Annotated in this window: 18 protein-coding genes; 7 read left to right on the forward strand and 11 right to left on the reverse strand. The window is 70.4% G+C overall.

The window, feature by feature from the left end:
* The first annotated feature begins 20 nt into the window (after positions 1–20).
* On the forward strand, positions 21–575 hold the full coding sequence (locus tag ACZ7OU_RS05025; RefSeq protein WP_470239886.1) for a bacterial proteasome activator family protein: 555 nt from the start codon (positions 21–23) through the stop codon (positions 573–575).
* Positions 576–1,104: 529 nt separating this feature from the next.
* On the opposite strand, the gene ACZ7OU_RS05030 is transcribed toward ACZ7OU_RS05025, so the two are convergent.
* The 3 genes from ACZ7OU_RS05030 to ACZ7OU_RS05040 are packed head-to-tail and all read right to left on the reverse strand — an operon-like array spanning position 1,105 to position 3,971.
* Positions 1,105–2,247 carry an epoxide hydrolase family protein gene (locus ACZ7OU_RS05030; RefSeq protein ID WP_470254283.1) on the reverse strand — a complete coding sequence of 381 codons (1,143 nt, stop codon included), beginning with the start codon at positions 2,245–2,247 and terminating at the stop codon, positions 1,105–1,107.
* A 3-nt stretch (positions 2,248–2,250) separates the two neighbouring features.
* Positions 2,251–3,228 carry a spore coat protein gene (locus ACZ7OU_RS05035; RefSeq protein ID WP_470239888.1) on the reverse strand — a complete coding sequence of 326 codons (978 nt, stop codon included), beginning with the start codon at positions 3,226–3,228 and terminating at the stop codon, positions 2,251–2,253.
* Positions 3,225–3,971, reverse strand: a complete 747-nt coding sequence (locus ACZ7OU_RS05040; RefSeq protein WP_470254284.1) for a cytidylyltransferase domain-containing protein — start codon at positions 3,969–3,971, stop codon at positions 3,225–3,227. The genes ACZ7OU_RS05035 and ACZ7OU_RS05040 overlap by 4 nt, the downstream gene beginning before the upstream one ends.
* 41 nt (positions 3,972–4,012) lie before the next feature.
* Here ACZ7OU_RS05040 and pseB point away from each other — a divergent pair, with 41 nt between their 5' ends.
* Positions 4,013–4,996 (forward strand): UDP-N-acetylglucosamine 4,6-dehydratase (inverting), encoded by a 984-nt coding sequence (gene pseB, locus ACZ7OU_RS05045; protein WP_470239890.1) that lies wholly within the window; start codon positions 4,013–4,015, stop codon positions 4,994–4,996.
* A complete protein-coding gene (locus tag ACZ7OU_RS05050) occupies positions 4,989–6,122 on the forward strand; it encodes a DegT/DnrJ/EryC1/StrS family aminotransferase (RefSeq protein ID WP_470254285.1) in 1,134 nt (377 codons plus the stop codon). The genes pseB and ACZ7OU_RS05050 overlap by 8 nt, the downstream gene beginning before the upstream one ends.
* Here the strand turns inward: ACZ7OU_RS05050 and pseI are convergent.
* The 4 genes from pseI to ACZ7OU_RS05070 are packed head-to-tail and all read right to left on the reverse strand — an operon-like array spanning position 6,119 to position 8,742.
* On the reverse strand, positions 6,119–7,168 hold the full coding sequence (gene pseI, locus ACZ7OU_RS05055) for a pseudaminic acid synthase (protein ID WP_470254286.1): 1,050 nt from the start codon (positions 7,166–7,168) through the stop codon (positions 6,119–6,121). The two genes, ACZ7OU_RS05050 and pseI, sit on opposite strands and share 4 nt — an antisense overlap.
* A gap of 26 nt (positions 7,169–7,194) precedes the next feature.
* Positions 7,195–7,647: a GNAT family N-acetyltransferase gene (locus tag ACZ7OU_RS05060; RefSeq protein ID WP_470254287.1), complete on the reverse strand. Its 453-nt coding sequence runs from the start codon at positions 7,645–7,647 to the stop codon at positions 7,195–7,197.
* Position 7,648: 1 nt separating this feature from the next.
* Entirely contained in the window at positions 7,649–8,083 is a 435-nt protein-coding gene (locus tag ACZ7OU_RS05065) for a hypothetical protein (RefSeq protein ID WP_470239894.1), read from the reverse strand.
* A 32-nt stretch (positions 8,084–8,115) separates the two neighbouring features.
* The gene (locus ACZ7OU_RS05070) at positions 8,116–8,742 is read right to left on the reverse strand and encodes a hypothetical protein (RefSeq protein WP_470255883.1); all 627 of its coding nucleotides are present in this window, start codon (positions 8,740–8,742) and stop codon (positions 8,116–8,118) included.
* Between the two features lie 144 nt (positions 8,743–8,886).
* Here ACZ7OU_RS05070 and wzm point away from each other — a divergent pair, with 144 nt between their 5' ends.
* From wzm to glfT1, 3 genes are read left to right on the forward strand one after another with little or no spacing between them, the layout of a single operon-like run.
* The gene (gene wzm / locus ACZ7OU_RS05075; RefSeq protein WP_470239895.1) at positions 8,887–9,834 is read left to right on the forward strand and encodes a galactan export ABC transporter permease subunit Wzm/RfbD; all 948 of its coding nucleotides are present in this window, start codon (positions 8,887–8,889) and stop codon (positions 9,832–9,834) included.
* A 3-nt stretch (positions 9,835–9,837) separates the two neighbouring features.
* Positions 9,838–10,653, forward strand: coding sequence for a galactan export ABC transporter ATP-binding subunit Wzt/RfbE (gene wzt, locus ACZ7OU_RS05080; protein WP_470239896.1), 816 nt, complete (start codon positions 9,838–9,840; stop codon positions 10,651–10,653).
* Positions 10,653–11,561, forward strand: coding sequence for a galactofuranosyltransferase GlfT1 (gene glfT1, locus ACZ7OU_RS05085; protein WP_470239897.1), 909 nt, complete (start codon positions 10,653–10,655; stop codon positions 11,559–11,561). The genes wzt and glfT1 overlap by 1 nt, the downstream gene beginning before the upstream one ends.
* Before the next feature lie 55 nt (positions 11,562–11,616).
* Here the strand turns inward: glfT1 and ACZ7OU_RS05090 are convergent, their stop codons facing one another.
* The 4 genes from ACZ7OU_RS05090 to ACZ7OU_RS05105 form a co-directional block, all read right to left on the reverse strand.
* On the reverse strand, positions 11,617–13,104 hold the full coding sequence (locus tag ACZ7OU_RS05090) for a hypothetical protein (protein ID WP_470254288.1): 1,488 nt from the start codon (positions 13,102–13,104) through the stop codon (positions 11,617–11,619).
* Positions 13,105–13,114: 10 nt separating this feature from the next.
* Complete coding sequence (locus ACZ7OU_RS05095; protein ID WP_470254289.1) at positions 13,115–13,672, reverse strand: DUF3558 domain-containing protein; 558 nt, start codon at positions 13,670–13,672, stop codon at positions 13,115–13,117.
* A 6-nt stretch (positions 13,673–13,678) separates the two neighbouring features.
* Positions 13,679–14,104 (reverse strand): hypothetical protein, encoded by a 426-nt coding sequence (locus tag ACZ7OU_RS05100; protein ID WP_470254290.1) that lies wholly within the window; start codon positions 14,102–14,104, stop codon positions 13,679–13,681.
* A gap of 123 nt (positions 14,105–14,227) precedes the next feature.
* On the reverse strand, positions 14,228–14,992 hold the full coding sequence (locus tag ACZ7OU_RS05105; protein WP_470254291.1) for an ESX secretion-associated protein EspG: 765 nt from the start codon (positions 14,990–14,992) through the stop codon (positions 14,228–14,230).
* Positions 14,993–15,099: 107 nt separating this feature from the next.
* Between ACZ7OU_RS05105 and ACZ7OU_RS05110 the strand changes: the two genes are divergently transcribed.
* Complete coding sequence (locus ACZ7OU_RS05110; RefSeq protein ID WP_470239902.1) at positions 15,100–15,345, forward strand: hypothetical protein; 246 nt, start codon at positions 15,100–15,102, stop codon at positions 15,343–15,345.
* Positions 15,346–15,639: the final 294 nt, after the last annotated feature.

Here is a 15,639-nt window from a genome sequence, read left to right on the forward strand (position 1 = left end):
CGTGTCGAACGCAAGCCAGGATGGAGCACATGACCGAGCCGAACTTCACAGCCGGTGACCCCGACCAGGAATCTTCACCCCACGTGGTGGTAGTCGGGCAGGACGGCTCGCCTCTCGAGGGTGCGGAGCACGCCGAGGCGGTGGGCGAGCTCATCGAAGAACCGGCCAAGGTGATGCGGATCGGCACGATGATCAAGCAGCTCCTGGAGGAGGTCCGCGCGGCCCCGCTGGACGACGCGTCCCGCACCCGGGTCCGCGAGATCCACCAGACGTCGGTGAAGGAGCTGGCGGCCTCGCTGGCCCCGGAGCTCCAGGACGAGCTGGAGCGCCTGGTCCGGCCGTTCACCGACGACGAGACCCCTTCGGACGCCGAGCTGCGGATCGCGCAGGCGCAGTTGGTGGGGTGGCTGGAGGGGTTGTTCAGCGGAATCCAGACGGCGTTGTTCGCCCAGCAGATGGCGGCGCGGGTCCAGCTCGAGCAGATGCGGCGCGGGTTGCCGGCTGGGCCTTCGGCGGCGGCCGGGGGTCATGAGCCGCATGGGCCGGGGATCTCGGGGACGGGTCAGTACCTCTGACGGGTGATCCGGGGTTGTCCACAGACCGGAGGGGATGTGGACAACCCCTGTGGATAACTCGCTTTGCCGCGAGGTTTGTCCGCGGCCGCCGATAGACTTGCCAAGGGGACGCCCCCAGGGAAGGGCGGGGGCCGCTGTCCCGGCCCCCTGGCCCTCAAGCCCGCAGCCCGCGACGCGTTCAGCATCGTCGGCGGCCCGCCCGGGTTGACGTTGGCGACGAGGCCTTGGCTGCGCTGGGGGAGGCTGGTCGGGGTCGACGACGACCTGGCCAGCGAGGCCAACCCGCATCCGGGGACTGCTCGCCGGCATCTGCCCAGCCCTCGAACACGCCATCGGCCAGAACCAGCGACCCCGGCTGCCCTGGAACTCCTGCCACCTGGCGGCGAGCCGGCCGGGATCGCCAAAGTCCACGCATGGGCGAGCAGACCGTCATCGTCCTCGGGACCGCGGCCGCCGACACGGCTCGCGGGCAGCCTCAAAACCGCGCCGCTGCAACGCGAAGGAAGGACGGGGGTCGGCCCCCTGGCCCTCAGGCCCGCAGCCCGCTGAAGAACGTGCGGATGTCGCCGATCAGGGCGTCCGGTTCCTCCAACGCCGGGAAGTGGCCGCCGCGAGGGAACTCCGTCCAGCGCACGATCTTGTCCGTTCGCTCCGCCAGCTCCCGGATCGGGAGGCCGATGTCGTCCGGGAAGACCGCTACGCCCGTCGGGACCGTGTTCGAGGCCGGCGGGGCTCCCCAGCCTCCCGTCAGGGCCGCGTACAGCCGCGCCGATGAGTTGGCCGTCTCCGTGAACCAGTAGATCGACACGTCCGCCAGCAGGTCGTCGCGGTCGATCAGGTCCTCTGTCGTGTTCGAGAACGAGCGGAACTTCTCCGCGATCCAGGCCAGCTGGCCGGCGGGGGAATCGTGCAGGCCGTACGCAAGCGTTTGCGGCTTGGTCGCCTGGATGATCGCGTAGCCCGTTCCGGATGCCGAGAACGCCTGGCCCTTCTCCAACGACCGGCGGCCGAGCTCCTGGTCCGGCAGGCCGGCGAGGTCCGCCGGTGTCCGCGCCACCGCCGATGCCAGCATCGTCACGTGGATCCCCAGCAGCCGCTCCGGGAACTGGGTCGCCAGCTCGCGCGAGATGATCGCGCCCCAGTCGCCGCCGTGGGCTCCGAAGCGCTCGTACCCGAGCTGGGTCATCAATGAGGCGAACGCGCGCGCCACGCGGTCCGGGCCCCAGTCGGACGTCGGGGTCGGGCCCGAGAAGCCGTAGCCCGGGATCGACGGGACCACCACCGTCAACGCCGAAGCCGGGTCACCTCCATACGCGCGCGGGTCGGTCAGCGGGCCGATGACGTCCAGGAACTCGACGATCGAGCCCGGCCAGCCGTGCGTCAGCAGCACCGGCGTCGCGGCCGGCTCCGGGGAAACCACGTGCAGGAAGTGCACCTTCGTGCCGTCGATCGTCGTCGTGAACTGGGGGAAGGCGTTGATGCGCTCCTCCTGCGCCCGCCAGTCGAAGCCCGTCCGCCAGTACTCGGCCAGCTCGCGCACGTAGTCGACCGGCGCCCCGAGCCGCCAGCCGGTGTCGGCGGGCTGGTCGGGCCAGCGCGTGTTCGCCAGGCGCGCGCGGAGGTCGTCGAGAGCTGCCTGCGGGATGTCGATGCGGAACGGGGTGATCGTCATGCTTCAACGATAGGAGGGATCGCGGACAGATCCGGTCCTCGATTCGAGGCGATCCAGCACCCGATCCACGCCGAGACCATCCACTGTGGACGACGCCGTCGCCGACAACCGCTGCCGGAGCGCCGGGTCGGACAGCAGTGAACGCAGGACTTCCGTCACCGAAGGCAGCCGGTCGGCCAGGGAGTCCGCGTGGCCGAGCCCGGCCGCCAAGCCGAGCTCCAGAGCGGCCCGGTAGCCCGCTTCCTGGTTGTCCACCAGCTGCACCGCCGCCGTCGGGACGCCGAGGCAGCACAGCTCCACGAACGTCACCCCGGACGCGCTCACCGCGACGTCGGTCGTCGCGAACAGCTCCAGCAGCGCGGGACTCGGCGCCGCGAAACGGATCGACTGGCCCGGCAGCAGGTCGGGCAACGAGTGTTCGCCGCGCACCAGCACGTCCGCCACGAACGGCAGTTCGGTGTCGCGAAGCGCGCGAAGCAGCAACCCGACCGTCGGCGCCCATTGGGCGGCGCCACCCAAGGCCACGGTGACGTGCGGCGGCGGTTCGGAAGGCACCCGGCGCGTGGACCGCACGACGTCCCGAAGCGGTGCGTACGCGATCCCCCGCAGCAGGACGTCCGAGCCGTCGTCAGGCCGGGGAGCGGGTGCGAAGCCCGAGTCCACGACGATGTCCGCGGGCCGGCGCCCGAAGACGTCGTCCTCGATCGAGACGAGCAGGGCGCCCGCCGCGTTGACCTCTTTCCGCAGGTCACCGAGGCGGTAGTGGTCGACGAGCACCGCGTCGAACCCGGCCGGGTCGAAGGGCACGCGCTCGACGCCCAGCTCGTCGAAGCGCGCGGCGAGCCACTCCGCGTTCTCGACCTGACCCGAAAACGCCACCTTCCAGCCCCGCGCCACCGCACGCTCGGCGTAGGCGACCGCCCGCGAGACGTGCCCGGCGCCGATCGATGCCGACGAGTCCGCGCGCAGGAGCAGCCTCACGAACCGACCTTCTTCTGCTCGACGTCCGCGTTCAGCGCCACCAGGTCCGGCCGCGACCGCAGCAGCGCGACCACCGCCCGCCAGTCGCCGACGCCGTCGCCCAGCTCGGCCACGACCGCCGACAGCAGCTCCCAGTCCTCGACGGTGTCGAGCGTCACGCGCAGGTCTTCGGCCGCCGGGCTCACCACGATCCCGGTGCACGAGTAGCGCGCCGGCTGCGAGTAGATGCCCGAGGTCACGTGCTCGCGGTCCGCGCCGGTGGCGGACGAAACCTGCTCGACGAGCACCGCGGCCCGCACCAGCTCGGCGTCGAAGCCGCGCGGCAGCGTCCGGACCAGCGTCGTGCTCACGTAGTCCAGCGACGGCTGGGCCCGCCACACCGCCGCGAGCTGGCCGATCAGCGCCGGGTCCAGCAGCGGGCAGTCGGCGGTGAGCCTGATCACGGCGTCGGCGGGGTGCTCGCGCAGTGCCACGCCGAAGCGGTCGAGGACGTCGTCGAGCGGGCCCCGGACCACCTCGGCGCCGCAGCGGGCGGCTTCAAAAGCGACCTCGTCGTCCGAAGCGTCCGAAGACGTCGCGACGACCACCTGGTCGACGCCGGGTGCGGCCGCCGCGGCCCGGACGACCCAGCCCAGCACGCTGCGGCCGCCGAGCGGGCGCAGCACCTTGCCGGGGAGCCTGGTCGACGACGACCGGGCCTGGATGACGGCGTTGACCACGGGTGCTGCACGCATGGGTGACATGATGGCCGACGGCCACAGTCACCGAAACGCGGAGGTCAACGATGTCCGAGCTGGATGGCTCCAGCATCCTGCTCACCGGCGGGACCGGTTCCTTCGGCAAGGCGTTCATCGCGCACGCGCTCGCCGAACTGAACCCGAGCCGGCTGGTCGTGCTCTCCCGCGACGAGCTGAAGCAGTACGAAGCCCGGCAGTTGTTCAACGACGACCCGCGCCTGCGCTGGTTCATCGGCGACATCCGCGACCGGCGCCGGCTCGAGCGCGCCATGCACGGCGTCGACTACGTCGTGCACGCCGCCGCGCTCAAGCAGGTCGACACCGGTGAGTACAACCCGTTCGAATTCGTCCAGACCAACGTCATGGGCTCGCAGAACGTGATCGAGGCCGCGATCGACACCGGCGTCAAGAAGGTCGTCGCGCTGTCGACCGACAAGGCGTCCAGCCCGATCAACCTCTACGGCGCCACCAAGCTGTGCGCCGACCGGATGTTCATCAGCGGCAACCACTACGCGGCCGCGCACGTGACGCGCTTCTCCGTGGTCCGCTACGGCAACGTGATGGGTTCGCGCGGCAGCGTCATCCCGTTCTTCCGCAAGCTGGCCGAGCAGGGCGAGTCGCTGCCGATCACGCACAAGGACATGACCCGCTTCTGGATCACGCTCCCCCAGGCCGTGCGGTTCGTCGTCGACTCGTTCGACCAGATGCACGGCGGCGAGCTGTACGTGCCGCGGATCCCGAGCATGCGGCTGGTCGACCTGGCCCAGGCGATCGCGCCGGGCAGCGAGATGCACGAGGTCGGCATCCGCCCGGGCGAGAAGCTGCACGAAGAGATGATCGCGCCGGACGACGCGCGCCGGACGGTCCAGCTCAAGGACCGCTACGTCGTGCAGCCGCACCTCGCCGGCTGGGGCTTCCAGCCGCCGGCGGACGGCACGCCGATGCCGGAGGGCTCCGCCTACCGCTCGGACACCAACGACCTCTGGCTGAACGGCGAGGAGCTGCGCGAACTGGTCGAGCAGCATGCCTGACTTCCTCCCCTACGGACGCCAGTCCATCAGCGAAGAGGACATCCAGGCCGTCGTCGGCGTGCTGCGCGGCGACTGGCTGACCACCGGGCCCGCGGTCCAGCAGTTCGAGAACGACCTCGCGGCGCACACCGGCGGGACACCGGCGGTGGCAGTCACATCGGGCACGGCTGCCTTGCACGTCGCGTACGCGGCGGCCGCGCTCAAGCCGGGTGACGAGGTCGTCGCGTCGCCGATGACGTTCGTCGCCACTGCCGCGACAGCCGCCCTGCACGGCGCGAAGGTGGTCTTCGCGGACGTCGAGGCGGACACCGGCAACCTGGACGTCGAAGCCGCGAAGGCCGCGGTGACCGACCGCACCAAGGTCGTCGCCGCCGTCGACTACGCCGGGCACCCGGCCGAGCTGGACGCGCTGGGCGAGATCGCGCACAACGCGGGCGCGCTGCTGCTGGAGGATGCGGCGCACTCCGTCGGCGGCTCCTGGCAGGGCCGTCCGGTGGGCTCGATCGCCGACCTGACGACGTTCTCGTTCTTCCCGACCAAGAACCTCACGACGGCCGAGGGCGGCGCTGTCGTCACCCCGGACGCGGGCCTGCTCGACCGGGCGCGAAAGTTCCGCAACCACGGCCTGGTCCGCGACCGCGCCGAGCAGCGCTACCCGGACGAGGGCGGCTGGCACCAGGAAGTCCACGAGTTCGGCCTCAACTACCGCCTGCCGGACGTCCTCTGCGCACTCGGCAGCAGCCAGCTGACCCGGCTCGCGGAGTTCAAGAAGCGCCGCGCCGAGATCCACGCCCGCTACAGCGCGGCGCTGGCCGACGTCGACGGCGTGGCGACGCCGCCGAGCCGCCCGGGCGCCGACCCGGTGTGGCACCTCTACCCGCTGCGGGTCCTCGAAGGCCGCCGCAAGGCGCTGTTCGAGCACCTGCGCGGGGTCGGCATCGGCGTCCAGGTGAACTACATCCCGGTGTACTGGCATCCGGTGTTCGAGGACCTCGGCTACCGGCGCGGGCTCTGCCCGAACGCCGAGGCGTACTACGAGCAGGAGCTTTCGCTGCCGCTGTTCCCGTCGCTGACCGACGCCGACGTCGACCGCGTTGTCGACGCCGTGCGCGGGTTCTTCGGCTAGATCAGGTCCCAGGTCAGGGGCGTGCCCTTCGCGGCGTCGACGCGGAAGGTGCGCCCCACCACGGCCGTGATCTCACCGGGGGCCAGACCACCGGCGGGCCGGATCGACCGGACGTTCGCCGACGTCACCTCGTCGCCCGCACGCACGTCCTCGACGACGTAGAGGGACCGGCGCAGCCGCAGCCCCTCCTTCTCGCTCTCGCGCGGGCCCAGCACGGCCTGCCCCAGCGCCTCCCAGGCCCGGTGCGTCTCGGTGACCAGGGCGGCCAGCTCCGACGGCTCCAGCGAGAACTCGGAGTCGACGCCGCCGTCGGTCCGGGCCAGCGTGACGTGCTTCTCGATGGCCACCGCGCCGAGCGCGACGGCCGCGACCGGCGCCCCGATGCCCGGGGTGTGGTCGGAGAGGCCCACCAGCGTCTGCGTCAGGCCGGCCAGCAGCGGCAGCCCGCGCAGGTTGCTCTCGGTCGGCGACGCCGGGTAGCTCGCCGTGCAACCGAGCACGATGAGCTGGTCGTTGCCCGCGTTGCGCGCGGTGCGCACCGCGGCGTCGATCTCGGCGACGTTCGCCATGCCGGTCGAGATGACGAGCGGCTTGCCCGTGCGAGCGCACAGGTCGATCAGCGGCAGATCGACGATCTCGGACGACGCGATCTTGTACGCCGGCGCGTCGAGGGACTCCAGCAGCTCGACCGCGGTCGGGTCGAAGGGGCTGGAGAAGATCTCCAGCCCGCGAGCGCGAGCGCGTTCGAAGAGCGGGGCGTGCCATTCCCAAGGCGTGTGGGCCTTTTCGTACAGTTTGTACAGGTTTTCCCCGCCCCACAGGGAATGCGAGTCCCCGATCCGGAACGCCGGGGTGTCGACGTCGATGGTGATCGTGTCCGGGCGGTAGGTCTGCAGCTTGACCGCCTGCGCGCCGGTCTCCGCGATGGCGTCGATGATCGCCAGTGCCCGATCGAGGTCGCCGTTGTGGTTGCCGGACATCTCGGCGATGACGAACGGCGCGTGGCCGGGGCCGATCGTGTGCGCGCCGAACCGGATGTCGTGCATGGTGCCTCCCCGGGGTGGACTGCGGGTCAGCTCAGAGTCTTGCGCAGCTGCCGGAAGCCGCTGACGGCAGGCGCGGCTTCGGCGTAGCCGGCGTGGTCGAACAGCTTCGCCGAAGCGGCGTTGTCCTGGTGGACCGCGGCGAGCACGACCCGGACGCCGAGGCGCTCACGGGCCGCCCGCTCCCCCTCGGCGAGCACCGCGCCGGACAGGCCACGGCCGCGGTGCTCCGGCGCGAGGGTGATGCTGACCTCCCAGCCGTCGCCGTCCCGGCGGTCGAACCGGACGGTGCCGGCCGCCGCGTCCTCGTGCTCCACGACCAGCAGCAGCCGGTCCGGGTCCGCGAGCACCCCGCGCAGCCACGCGAGATGCTCGTCCAGGGCCACCACGGCCGTTGAGCGCGACGACTGCCGCGTCCGCGGGTCGTTGCGCCAGCCCAGCAGCAGCTCGGCGTCCGCTTCGGTGGCTTCCCTGGCGCGCAAGCTACTGGCTGACGGGCTCGTCGACCCGGTCCTCGAGCCGGCGCAGCCGGTCCTCGTAGCGGGAGATGCCGGCGAGCCGGACGCGGATCTGGGCGTGCTGGCGCTGGATCTCCTCGATCAGCGTGCGGGCCTCGGCGTTTTGCCCGCTGTCACTCTTGGGCACCAGCGAAATCGACTCGCGCAGCGTCTCCAGGCGGCCCTCCTGCGCGGCCACGTGCGGGATCAGGCGGTCGAGCTCGGCGCGGGTCCAGCGCAGGTCGCCGCGGGCCTGCTCGAGGCTCTGCTCGGCGTTGTCCAGCCGGCGCCGGTGGTCGGCCGTGGCGTGCTCGAGGTTGTTGATGCGCTCCGCCAGGCTGCGCGTGCGGTCGTCGACCCGGAAGTCGATGAGCCGGGCGATCCGGTCGACGAGGCCTCTGCCGAGTTTCTGCACTGCCATGAGTGGGTCCTTACGTGGGTGGGGACGCGCTTCTAGCGCAGGAGGGTGGTGTCACCGGTCTTGGTCCAGGAGTCCAGCAACCGCCCTTCGGCGGCGATCTGGTGCTCCGGGCCGACGATGCAGGAGTCACCGGCGGCGTGCTCCCACGACGTCTGGTCCGGGTTGTCGATGAACGAGAACCCGGTGAGCACGAGCTGGGCGGTCGGGAACGACGTCCGCGCGACCCAGGCGGCCAGCGTGCCGGTGGTCGACCACGTCGGTTCGTCGCGGGTCGGCAGGCCCAGCGCGTCCGAGAGCGGCAGTACGACCTCGCGGTTCGACACCGGGACCGCGCCGAGGTCGGCGGGCCACCAGCCCGGCACGTCCTCCGGCTCCCAGTGCATCCGGCCGGGCTCGACCAGCAGGTAGAGCCGCTTGCGGTAGTCCTGGAAGACGTACGGGGTCGCCCGGATCGCCCGGTTGAACACCACGACGTGCGTCCGGGAGCCGACGACCTCCTCGCCCGGCTCGTCGACGACGAAGCCGTTGACTCGGATCACGAGGTCGCACGCGTCGATCGCCTTCGCCCGCTGGGGGTCGGGCGGGAGCGGCTGGTTTCCGACGACGGCCACCGAACGGGGGTCCGGCCGGTCGGCGTAGGCCGCGAGCAGGTTGACCATCAGGCTCGCCGCGCCGAGAGCAGCAGTCATAAGCCGAGAAAGTACCAGCACGCAGGACACACCCCACCGCGTAGCGGTCCCTAACCTCTACCACACGGGCGGGGTGGCCCGGACGCCGCTCATCCCATCGGTACCCTCGTCCACGTGCATGCCACCAGCACGGTTCAGGCCGCGGACTCACCCGTAGCGACGTCGGCACCCCCGACGTCGGACAGCAAGACGTTCGCGCGAGCCTTCGCCGACATCAAGGCCGGTTTCCGAGCCCGCGAGCTGTGGGGTCACCTCGGCTGGCAGGACATCAAGCAGCGCTACCGCCGGTCCGTGATCGGGCCCTTCTGGATCACGATCAGCCAGGCGGTCATCGCGCTCGGGCTCGGGCTGCTGTACTCACAGCTGTTCAAGGTGCCCGTCGAGGTGTTCCTGCCCTACATCTCCACCGGGTTCATCATCTGGGGCTTCATCAGCGGCTGCCTGTCCGAGGGCATGGAGACGTTCATCGCCAACGAGGGGATGATCAAGCAGCTCCCGGCGCCGTTGAGCGTGTACATGCTGCGGACCGTGTGGCGGCAGACGCTGCTGCTGGCGCACAACATGATCGTCTACGTCGTCGTGCTGGTGATCTTCTTCAACGCGCTCAGCAACCCGTACTCCGTGAGCAACGGCGCGTGCCAGGTGGGCGGCATCTGCCACCCGGGCCTCAGCTGGACCATCCTGCTGGCCATCCCCGGCTTCCTCCTCCTCGCGATCAACGCCGCCTGGGTGACGCTGCTGTTCGGCATCATCTCGACCCGCTTCCGCGACATCCCGCAGGTCATCAACTCGCTGATCCAGCTGCTGTTCTACGGCACCCCGATCGTCTGGCCGGTGGACCAGCTGCTGGCCGGCGGCCAGCGGTCGGAGATCTCGTGGATCCTGCCGATCGTCAAGGCGAACCCGCTGTACCACTTCATGCAGGTGGTGCGCGCGCCGCTGCTGGGCCAGGACTTCTCCGCGGAGAACTGGATCGTGGTCGGCTGCATCACCGTCGTCGGGTGGGCGCTCGCGCTCGTCGCGATGCGCAACTACCGTGCCCGCGTCTCCTATTGGGTGTGACACATGGTTTCCATTGACGTTCACAACGCGTACGTCGACTTCCCGATCTTCGACGCGAAGACGCGGTCGATGAAGAAGCGCGTCCTGGGCAAGGTCGGTGGCAAGATCGGCACCGAGTCCAAGGTGCCGATCATCGAGGCCCTGCACGACGTGACCCTGAACCTCCGCGAAGGCGACCGGGTCGGCCTGGTCGGGCACAACGGCGCCGGCAAGTCCACGCTGCTGCGGCTGCTCGCGGGCATCTACGAGCCGACCCGCGGCTCGTCGCGGATCCAGGGCAAGATCGCGCCGGTCTTCGACCTCGGCATCGGCATGGACCCGGAGATCTCCGGCGAAGAGAACATCATCATCCGCGGCCTCTTCCTCGGCATGACCGCCAAGGAGATGGAGAAGCGGGTCGACGACATCGCCGAGTTCACCGAGCTCGGCGACTACCTGCAGATGCCGCTGCGGACGTACTCCACCGGTATGCGGGTGCGGCTCGCGCTGGGCGTCGTCACCTCGATCGACCCGGAGATCCTGATCCTCGACGAGGGCATCGGCGCGGTCGACGCGGCGTTCCTCAACAAGGCGCGCGACCGGCTCAAGGACCTGGTGAAGCGCTCCGGCATCCTGGTGTTCGCCAGCCACTCGGACGAGTTCCTGTTCGAGCTGTGCGACTCGGCCATCTGGATGGACGAAGGTCATCTCAAGCAACAGGGTTCGCTGCGAGACGTCCTCACCTCGTACAAGGGGCGCGACCCCTTCGAGAACATGAGCCAGGAGACCTTGGCGCGCTTCGGCGTCGAGCCGGCGGCGACGACGAACGGCGGGGAATGATGACCAGCGAGACCCGGCAGCTGCCCGACGGCGCGGTCGTCGGCGTGGTCGTCACGCGGCACCGGCGGGAGCTGCTCGCGGACTCGCTGAAGATCATCGCGGCCCAGACCCGCCCGGTCGACCACCTCGTCGTGGTGGACAACGGCCCGGACGACTCCGCTCGCGAGGTCGTCGAGAACTACCCGCTGCCGCACACGTACCTGCCGTCGCACCGCAACCTCGGTGGCGCGGGCGGGTTCGCGCTGGGCATGCTGCACGCGCTGTCGCTGGGCGCGGACTGGGTCTGGCTGGCCGACGACGACGGCCGCCCGGCCGACGAGAACGTGCTGGCGATCCTGCTGGAAGAGGCGGACAAGCGGAACCTGGCGGAGATTTCGCCGGTGGTGTCCAACATCGACGCGCCGGACAAGCTGGCGTTCCCGCTGCGCCGCGGCCTGACGTGGAAGCGGTCGCAGTCCGAGCTGGGCGTGGACTTCCTGCCCGGCATCGCGTCCCTGATGAACGGCGCGCTGTTCCGAGCGTCCACTTTGGACGTCGTCGGCGTGCCGGACCTGCGCCTGTTCTTCCGCGGCGACGAGGTCGAGCTGCACCGCCGGCTGGTGCGGTCGGGCCTGTCGTTCGGCACGTCGCTGAAGACGAAGTACCTGCACCCGGACGGCTCCGACGAGTTCAAGCCGATGCTGGGCGGCAAGTTCCACGCGCAGGACCCGGAGAACGAGGTCAAGCGGTACTACACGTACCGCAACCGCGGATACCTGTTGTCCCAGCCGGGAATGCGCAAGATCGGCGCGCTGGAGATCGTCCGGTTCGGACTGTACTTCGTGGGCGTGAAGCGTGACCCGAAGGCGTTCCTGCAGTGGCTGAAGCTGGTGCGGCAGGGCCGGGCGGAGAAGTTCTACCGCTACTGAGGTTTCACCGAAAAGGGCCCCCGCTTCCCGGCGGGGGCCCTTTTCGTTCGTCCGTCTATTCGCCGATGACCGGCGGGGCGGTGCGCAGGTCGGTGCCGAAGACCTCGTCGGGGTCACCCTCGACCAGGTATGTCGGACGCGAGTGCTCGGTGTCCTCGTCACCCTCGCCCTTCTGGCCGCGGCCCATGCCGCCGCCACCCATGCCGCTGCCGCGACCGGCCGCGCCGCCCGCGCCGAGGCCGCCCATCCCGCGTCCCGCGGCCGCTTCGGCCGCACCGATGCCACCCGGCCGGGCCGCACCCGACGCCGAGCCCGCGCCGGTCGCGTTCGCACCGCCGGAGCCGCCGGGGCCGAAGCCACCGCCGGCCCCGCGGCCGCCACCGCCGCCGACCTTGGAGTTGTAGGCCTCGTCGCCCCCGAAGTTCATGCCGCCGCCCATGGGCATCGGGCTCATCGGGGGCATGCCGCCGAGGGACTGGTTCGGGTTCGATGTCGACCCACCACCCGGGATCGCACCCGGCGTGAAGCCGGAGGGCGTGGTGGTGCTGCCGGCCGGGAGCAGGCCCGCGCCGGTCGTCGAGCCGGGACCGGAGATGTGCGGCGTGATGTTCGGGCCGGGGACGTTGCCGGTGGTGAAGTTGTTGCTGCCCGTCGGGTTCCCCGTGCCGGAGCCCGGCATGTTCACGCTGGACGGGGTGTTGATGCCGCCCTTGTCGTCGCCACCGTTGGGGTCACCGCTGCCGCCACCGGTGCTGAAGCTGGGCGGCGGCGCGAAGGCGGGCTGCTTCGACGCGGCCTCGTAGAGGTTCTTGTCGTAGGTCGACATGACGCCGGCGGCCTGGTCGTGCGCCGCCTGGCTGTCCTTCTGCTTCTGGATGGACTTGTCGACGTTGTCCGGCAGGCTGAACGGGTTCGACGTCGCCCAGGACTTGAACTCGTCACCCCAGGAGAACGGGATGGGGGCCGGCATGGAGTTCTTCGCCGTGGAAGCGGCCTGGCCCTGGTCGTAGATGGTTTCGGAGGCCAGCTTCGCGTTCTGCGAGTTGGCGTCGGACCACTTGCCGAGGCTGGTGAAGTACTGCTGCGCGTTCTCGGCGGCGCTGCCTTCCCAGGTGCCCTTCGAGGCGTTCACGGCGGTGTTCATCGACGTCGCGAACTTGTCGAAGACCTGGTGGACCTGGTGGTAGGCGGTCGAAACGCTGGAGACCTGCTCGACGTCGAGGTTGCTTTCCAGGAACGCCTGGAGCTGCTTGTGGTCGGTGCCCTTGTAGTCGGCGTTCGACGCGTTCAGGCCCTGGACGTACTCGACGTCACGGCCCTTGGTGGCGTCGGCGACGTTCTTGTCGCCCATCTCCTGGGACTGGTTCTTCGCGTTGGCCTGGGCGATCCACTGCTGGACCGGCCCGAACAACCAGCTACCGGGGTCGACGCCCTCTTCGGCCTTCTGCTGAAGGTAGGCATCCCGATCGGCGGGCGCCATGTCCTGGACTTCCTGGGGCGTCTTGTCCGCGGTCTTCGGCGGCGGTCCCTGTCGCGTCGTCATCTGGGTCCCCTTACCCCTTGGGCAGCTTCGGCTCGACGGCCTTCTCGGCCACTTCCTCAGCGATCTGGCAAGCCTTCTCGACGGTTCGCACCGAGGTGACGTTCACGTCGACCCGGGCGTTGGCACCGACGCCGAGAGCCACGGTGCAGCCGAGCGGCGTCTGGCTCGACGCCTCCTTGGCCGGACGGCCGTTCACCTGGAGGTCTTTGACGCCGCCGCCGGTGTCGACGACCGAGTCGAGCGGGGCGTCGTCGCGGATCGCGGCGTTGATGCTCATGCTTTCCTCGCTGGCAGTGCTGGTCTTGTTCAAGTAGCTGCAGACCCGCGCCTTGCCGAGCTTCTGCTCCTTCGCGTCACCGAATGTGCTGTACGAGCTGATGTCAGCCGCGGTGAGCAGGGTGCACGGTTCGAGCGACTCGGTCGAAACACCACTCGGGACCGACGAACTCGACTCGCCGGGCGGCTCCGAGTTGGCGGGCGATGCCGTTCCGTTCTGGCTGCTCGTGCAGCCGGCCAGCAGAAAGGCACCCGCGGCGACGGGCAGGACAGCGCGTGCGAGGAGTTTCATCATTCCCTAGGGCTTGGACTGCAGGCTGTCGAAAGCGGAGTTCTCGGTCTCCTTGTAGAGCCCTGCGGCACGGGCGAGGGCCTCGTCGGCCTGCTGCGCCACCTGCCGGAGCTTGGACAGCACGGCGCCCGCGGAGTCCTCGGCCTGGGCGGCGCCCTTCTGGTCGTGGGCCGCGATGGTGTGGCCGTAGGGGTGGTTGCCCAACTGCGGCGACTGGTTGAGCGTCATCGTGGCGTCACTGAGACCAGTGAGGTCGTTGACCAGATCGTTCAACGCGTCCCGGATCGGCTTGACGCCCTCCGGGGTGATCTTGAAGCCGCCGCCCTTGGCCGCGTCGACCAGCTTCTGGGTCTCCGCCGTGACGCCCTGGATGGCACCGAGGTTCATGACATCCGCGAAGGAGCCGCCGCCCCCACCGTCAGCTATCAACATCGCCGTCCACCCCGAATCGCTTCGCCCGTGCGTGTGCACCCGGAAGTCTACTAGCCGGGCACCCTGCGCAACTGCCGTTCACCGATCTTCAGCTGTGACGCGGGGCCGCGACGAGCGGTTCCCTCAGAACTGGCCTTCGAGCTGTGCGTACAGCTGCTGGGCCAGGCGGGCGTTGTCGGCCGGGGCGTAGGTGATCCAGCGCTGGCCGTCCGCGGCCGCGCGCGAGGACATCAGCCAGCGGCCGGACTCCGTGTCGAACCAGGCCAGGGGTGGGTACGTGCCGCCGCGGGTCTGGGCCGTGAACTGGCCCACGCGCTTCTTCGGCTCCTGGAACACCCGCTCGATCATGCGGACCTGCGGGCCGCCGGCGCTGCTCGTCGAGCGCGGGCCGCTCACGCCCGCGAACGGGTCGTACGCCTCGTCGCGGCGCTGGTGGCGGGGCTTCTCCGCCGGGCGGGCGATGGTGACCGACTGGCCGGGCGCCGCCGGGGTCAGCGGGAGGAGGTCGACGATCGCCGGGACGATACCCGTCGGGCGGACCTCCTCGAAGACGATCAGGTTCTCGTCCTGGCGGGCGAGCACCGCGAACTGACCGTCGGACGCGACGCGCGCGAAGAGGTGACGATCGCCCAGCTCGGCGGCCGCGTTGATCACGACGCTGCCGCGGACGAACGTGGCCAGCGCCAGCTCGGCGTCCGCGTCGAGCCGGCCGCGGCTCCACAGGTTGCGACCGGTCAGGTCGCGGACGACGGCGTCGCGGATCATCGCGCGCTGCTCGACGGTGGTGCCGACGTGCGGGACCTCGAACGGCGTCGGCGCGCGGCCGAGCCCGAGCTGCTCCAGCAGGATGTCCACCGCTGCCAGTGACAGCGAGAACGAGTGCGGCATCGCTTCCATCCCCCCGCGGGTTCTTCCGGACTTGGGGAAAACGGTAGTCCATCCGCCCTCAGCGAACCCGCTTGCCCAGGCAAGATCGCCGCTGGTCCGATGGACGCATGGCCGACCCGAAACCCGCACTCGTGCTGCACCTCGCCACCGGCGGGGAGCCCCTGCTGTTCGCATTGACGACCGAAGGATCCGGCAAGCTGGCGGGCAGGCTCGCCCAGCTCGTGAAGTCCGGCGCGGTCGAGACGGTGACCACCAAGGACCACTCCGAGGTCGCGATCAACTTCGCCCACGTGGCCGCCGCGTACGTCGACGACCTGACCCGGAAGAGCACGGTGTTCGGCATGCACGGCTAGCCGGACAGCGCGCACCGACGCTGGGCGTGTTCGCCGGCGAGCACGGCCCGGCTGCCGACCGCCGCCACGAGCGAGCCCGCGGACTGGTAGGCCAGCTCGGCGCAGGCTGCGCAGGCCGGCGGGGTTCGCCGAGTCCGGCGTCGAGCGCGGCCCGGATGTCCGCCTACTCGGCCCGCCGCGAGGGGCGACGTCGGCACGACCGGCCTCTTCGATCAGCCGGGCGGCTCGTTCGGCGAGGCCGAGGAGCGCGCGGCCGTTGAGCCGAGACGCGCAGGTGTTCCCGGCGGCGAGCGC

The sequence above is a fragment of the Amycolatopsis sp. NPDC114505 genome (genome assembly GCF_055633615.1).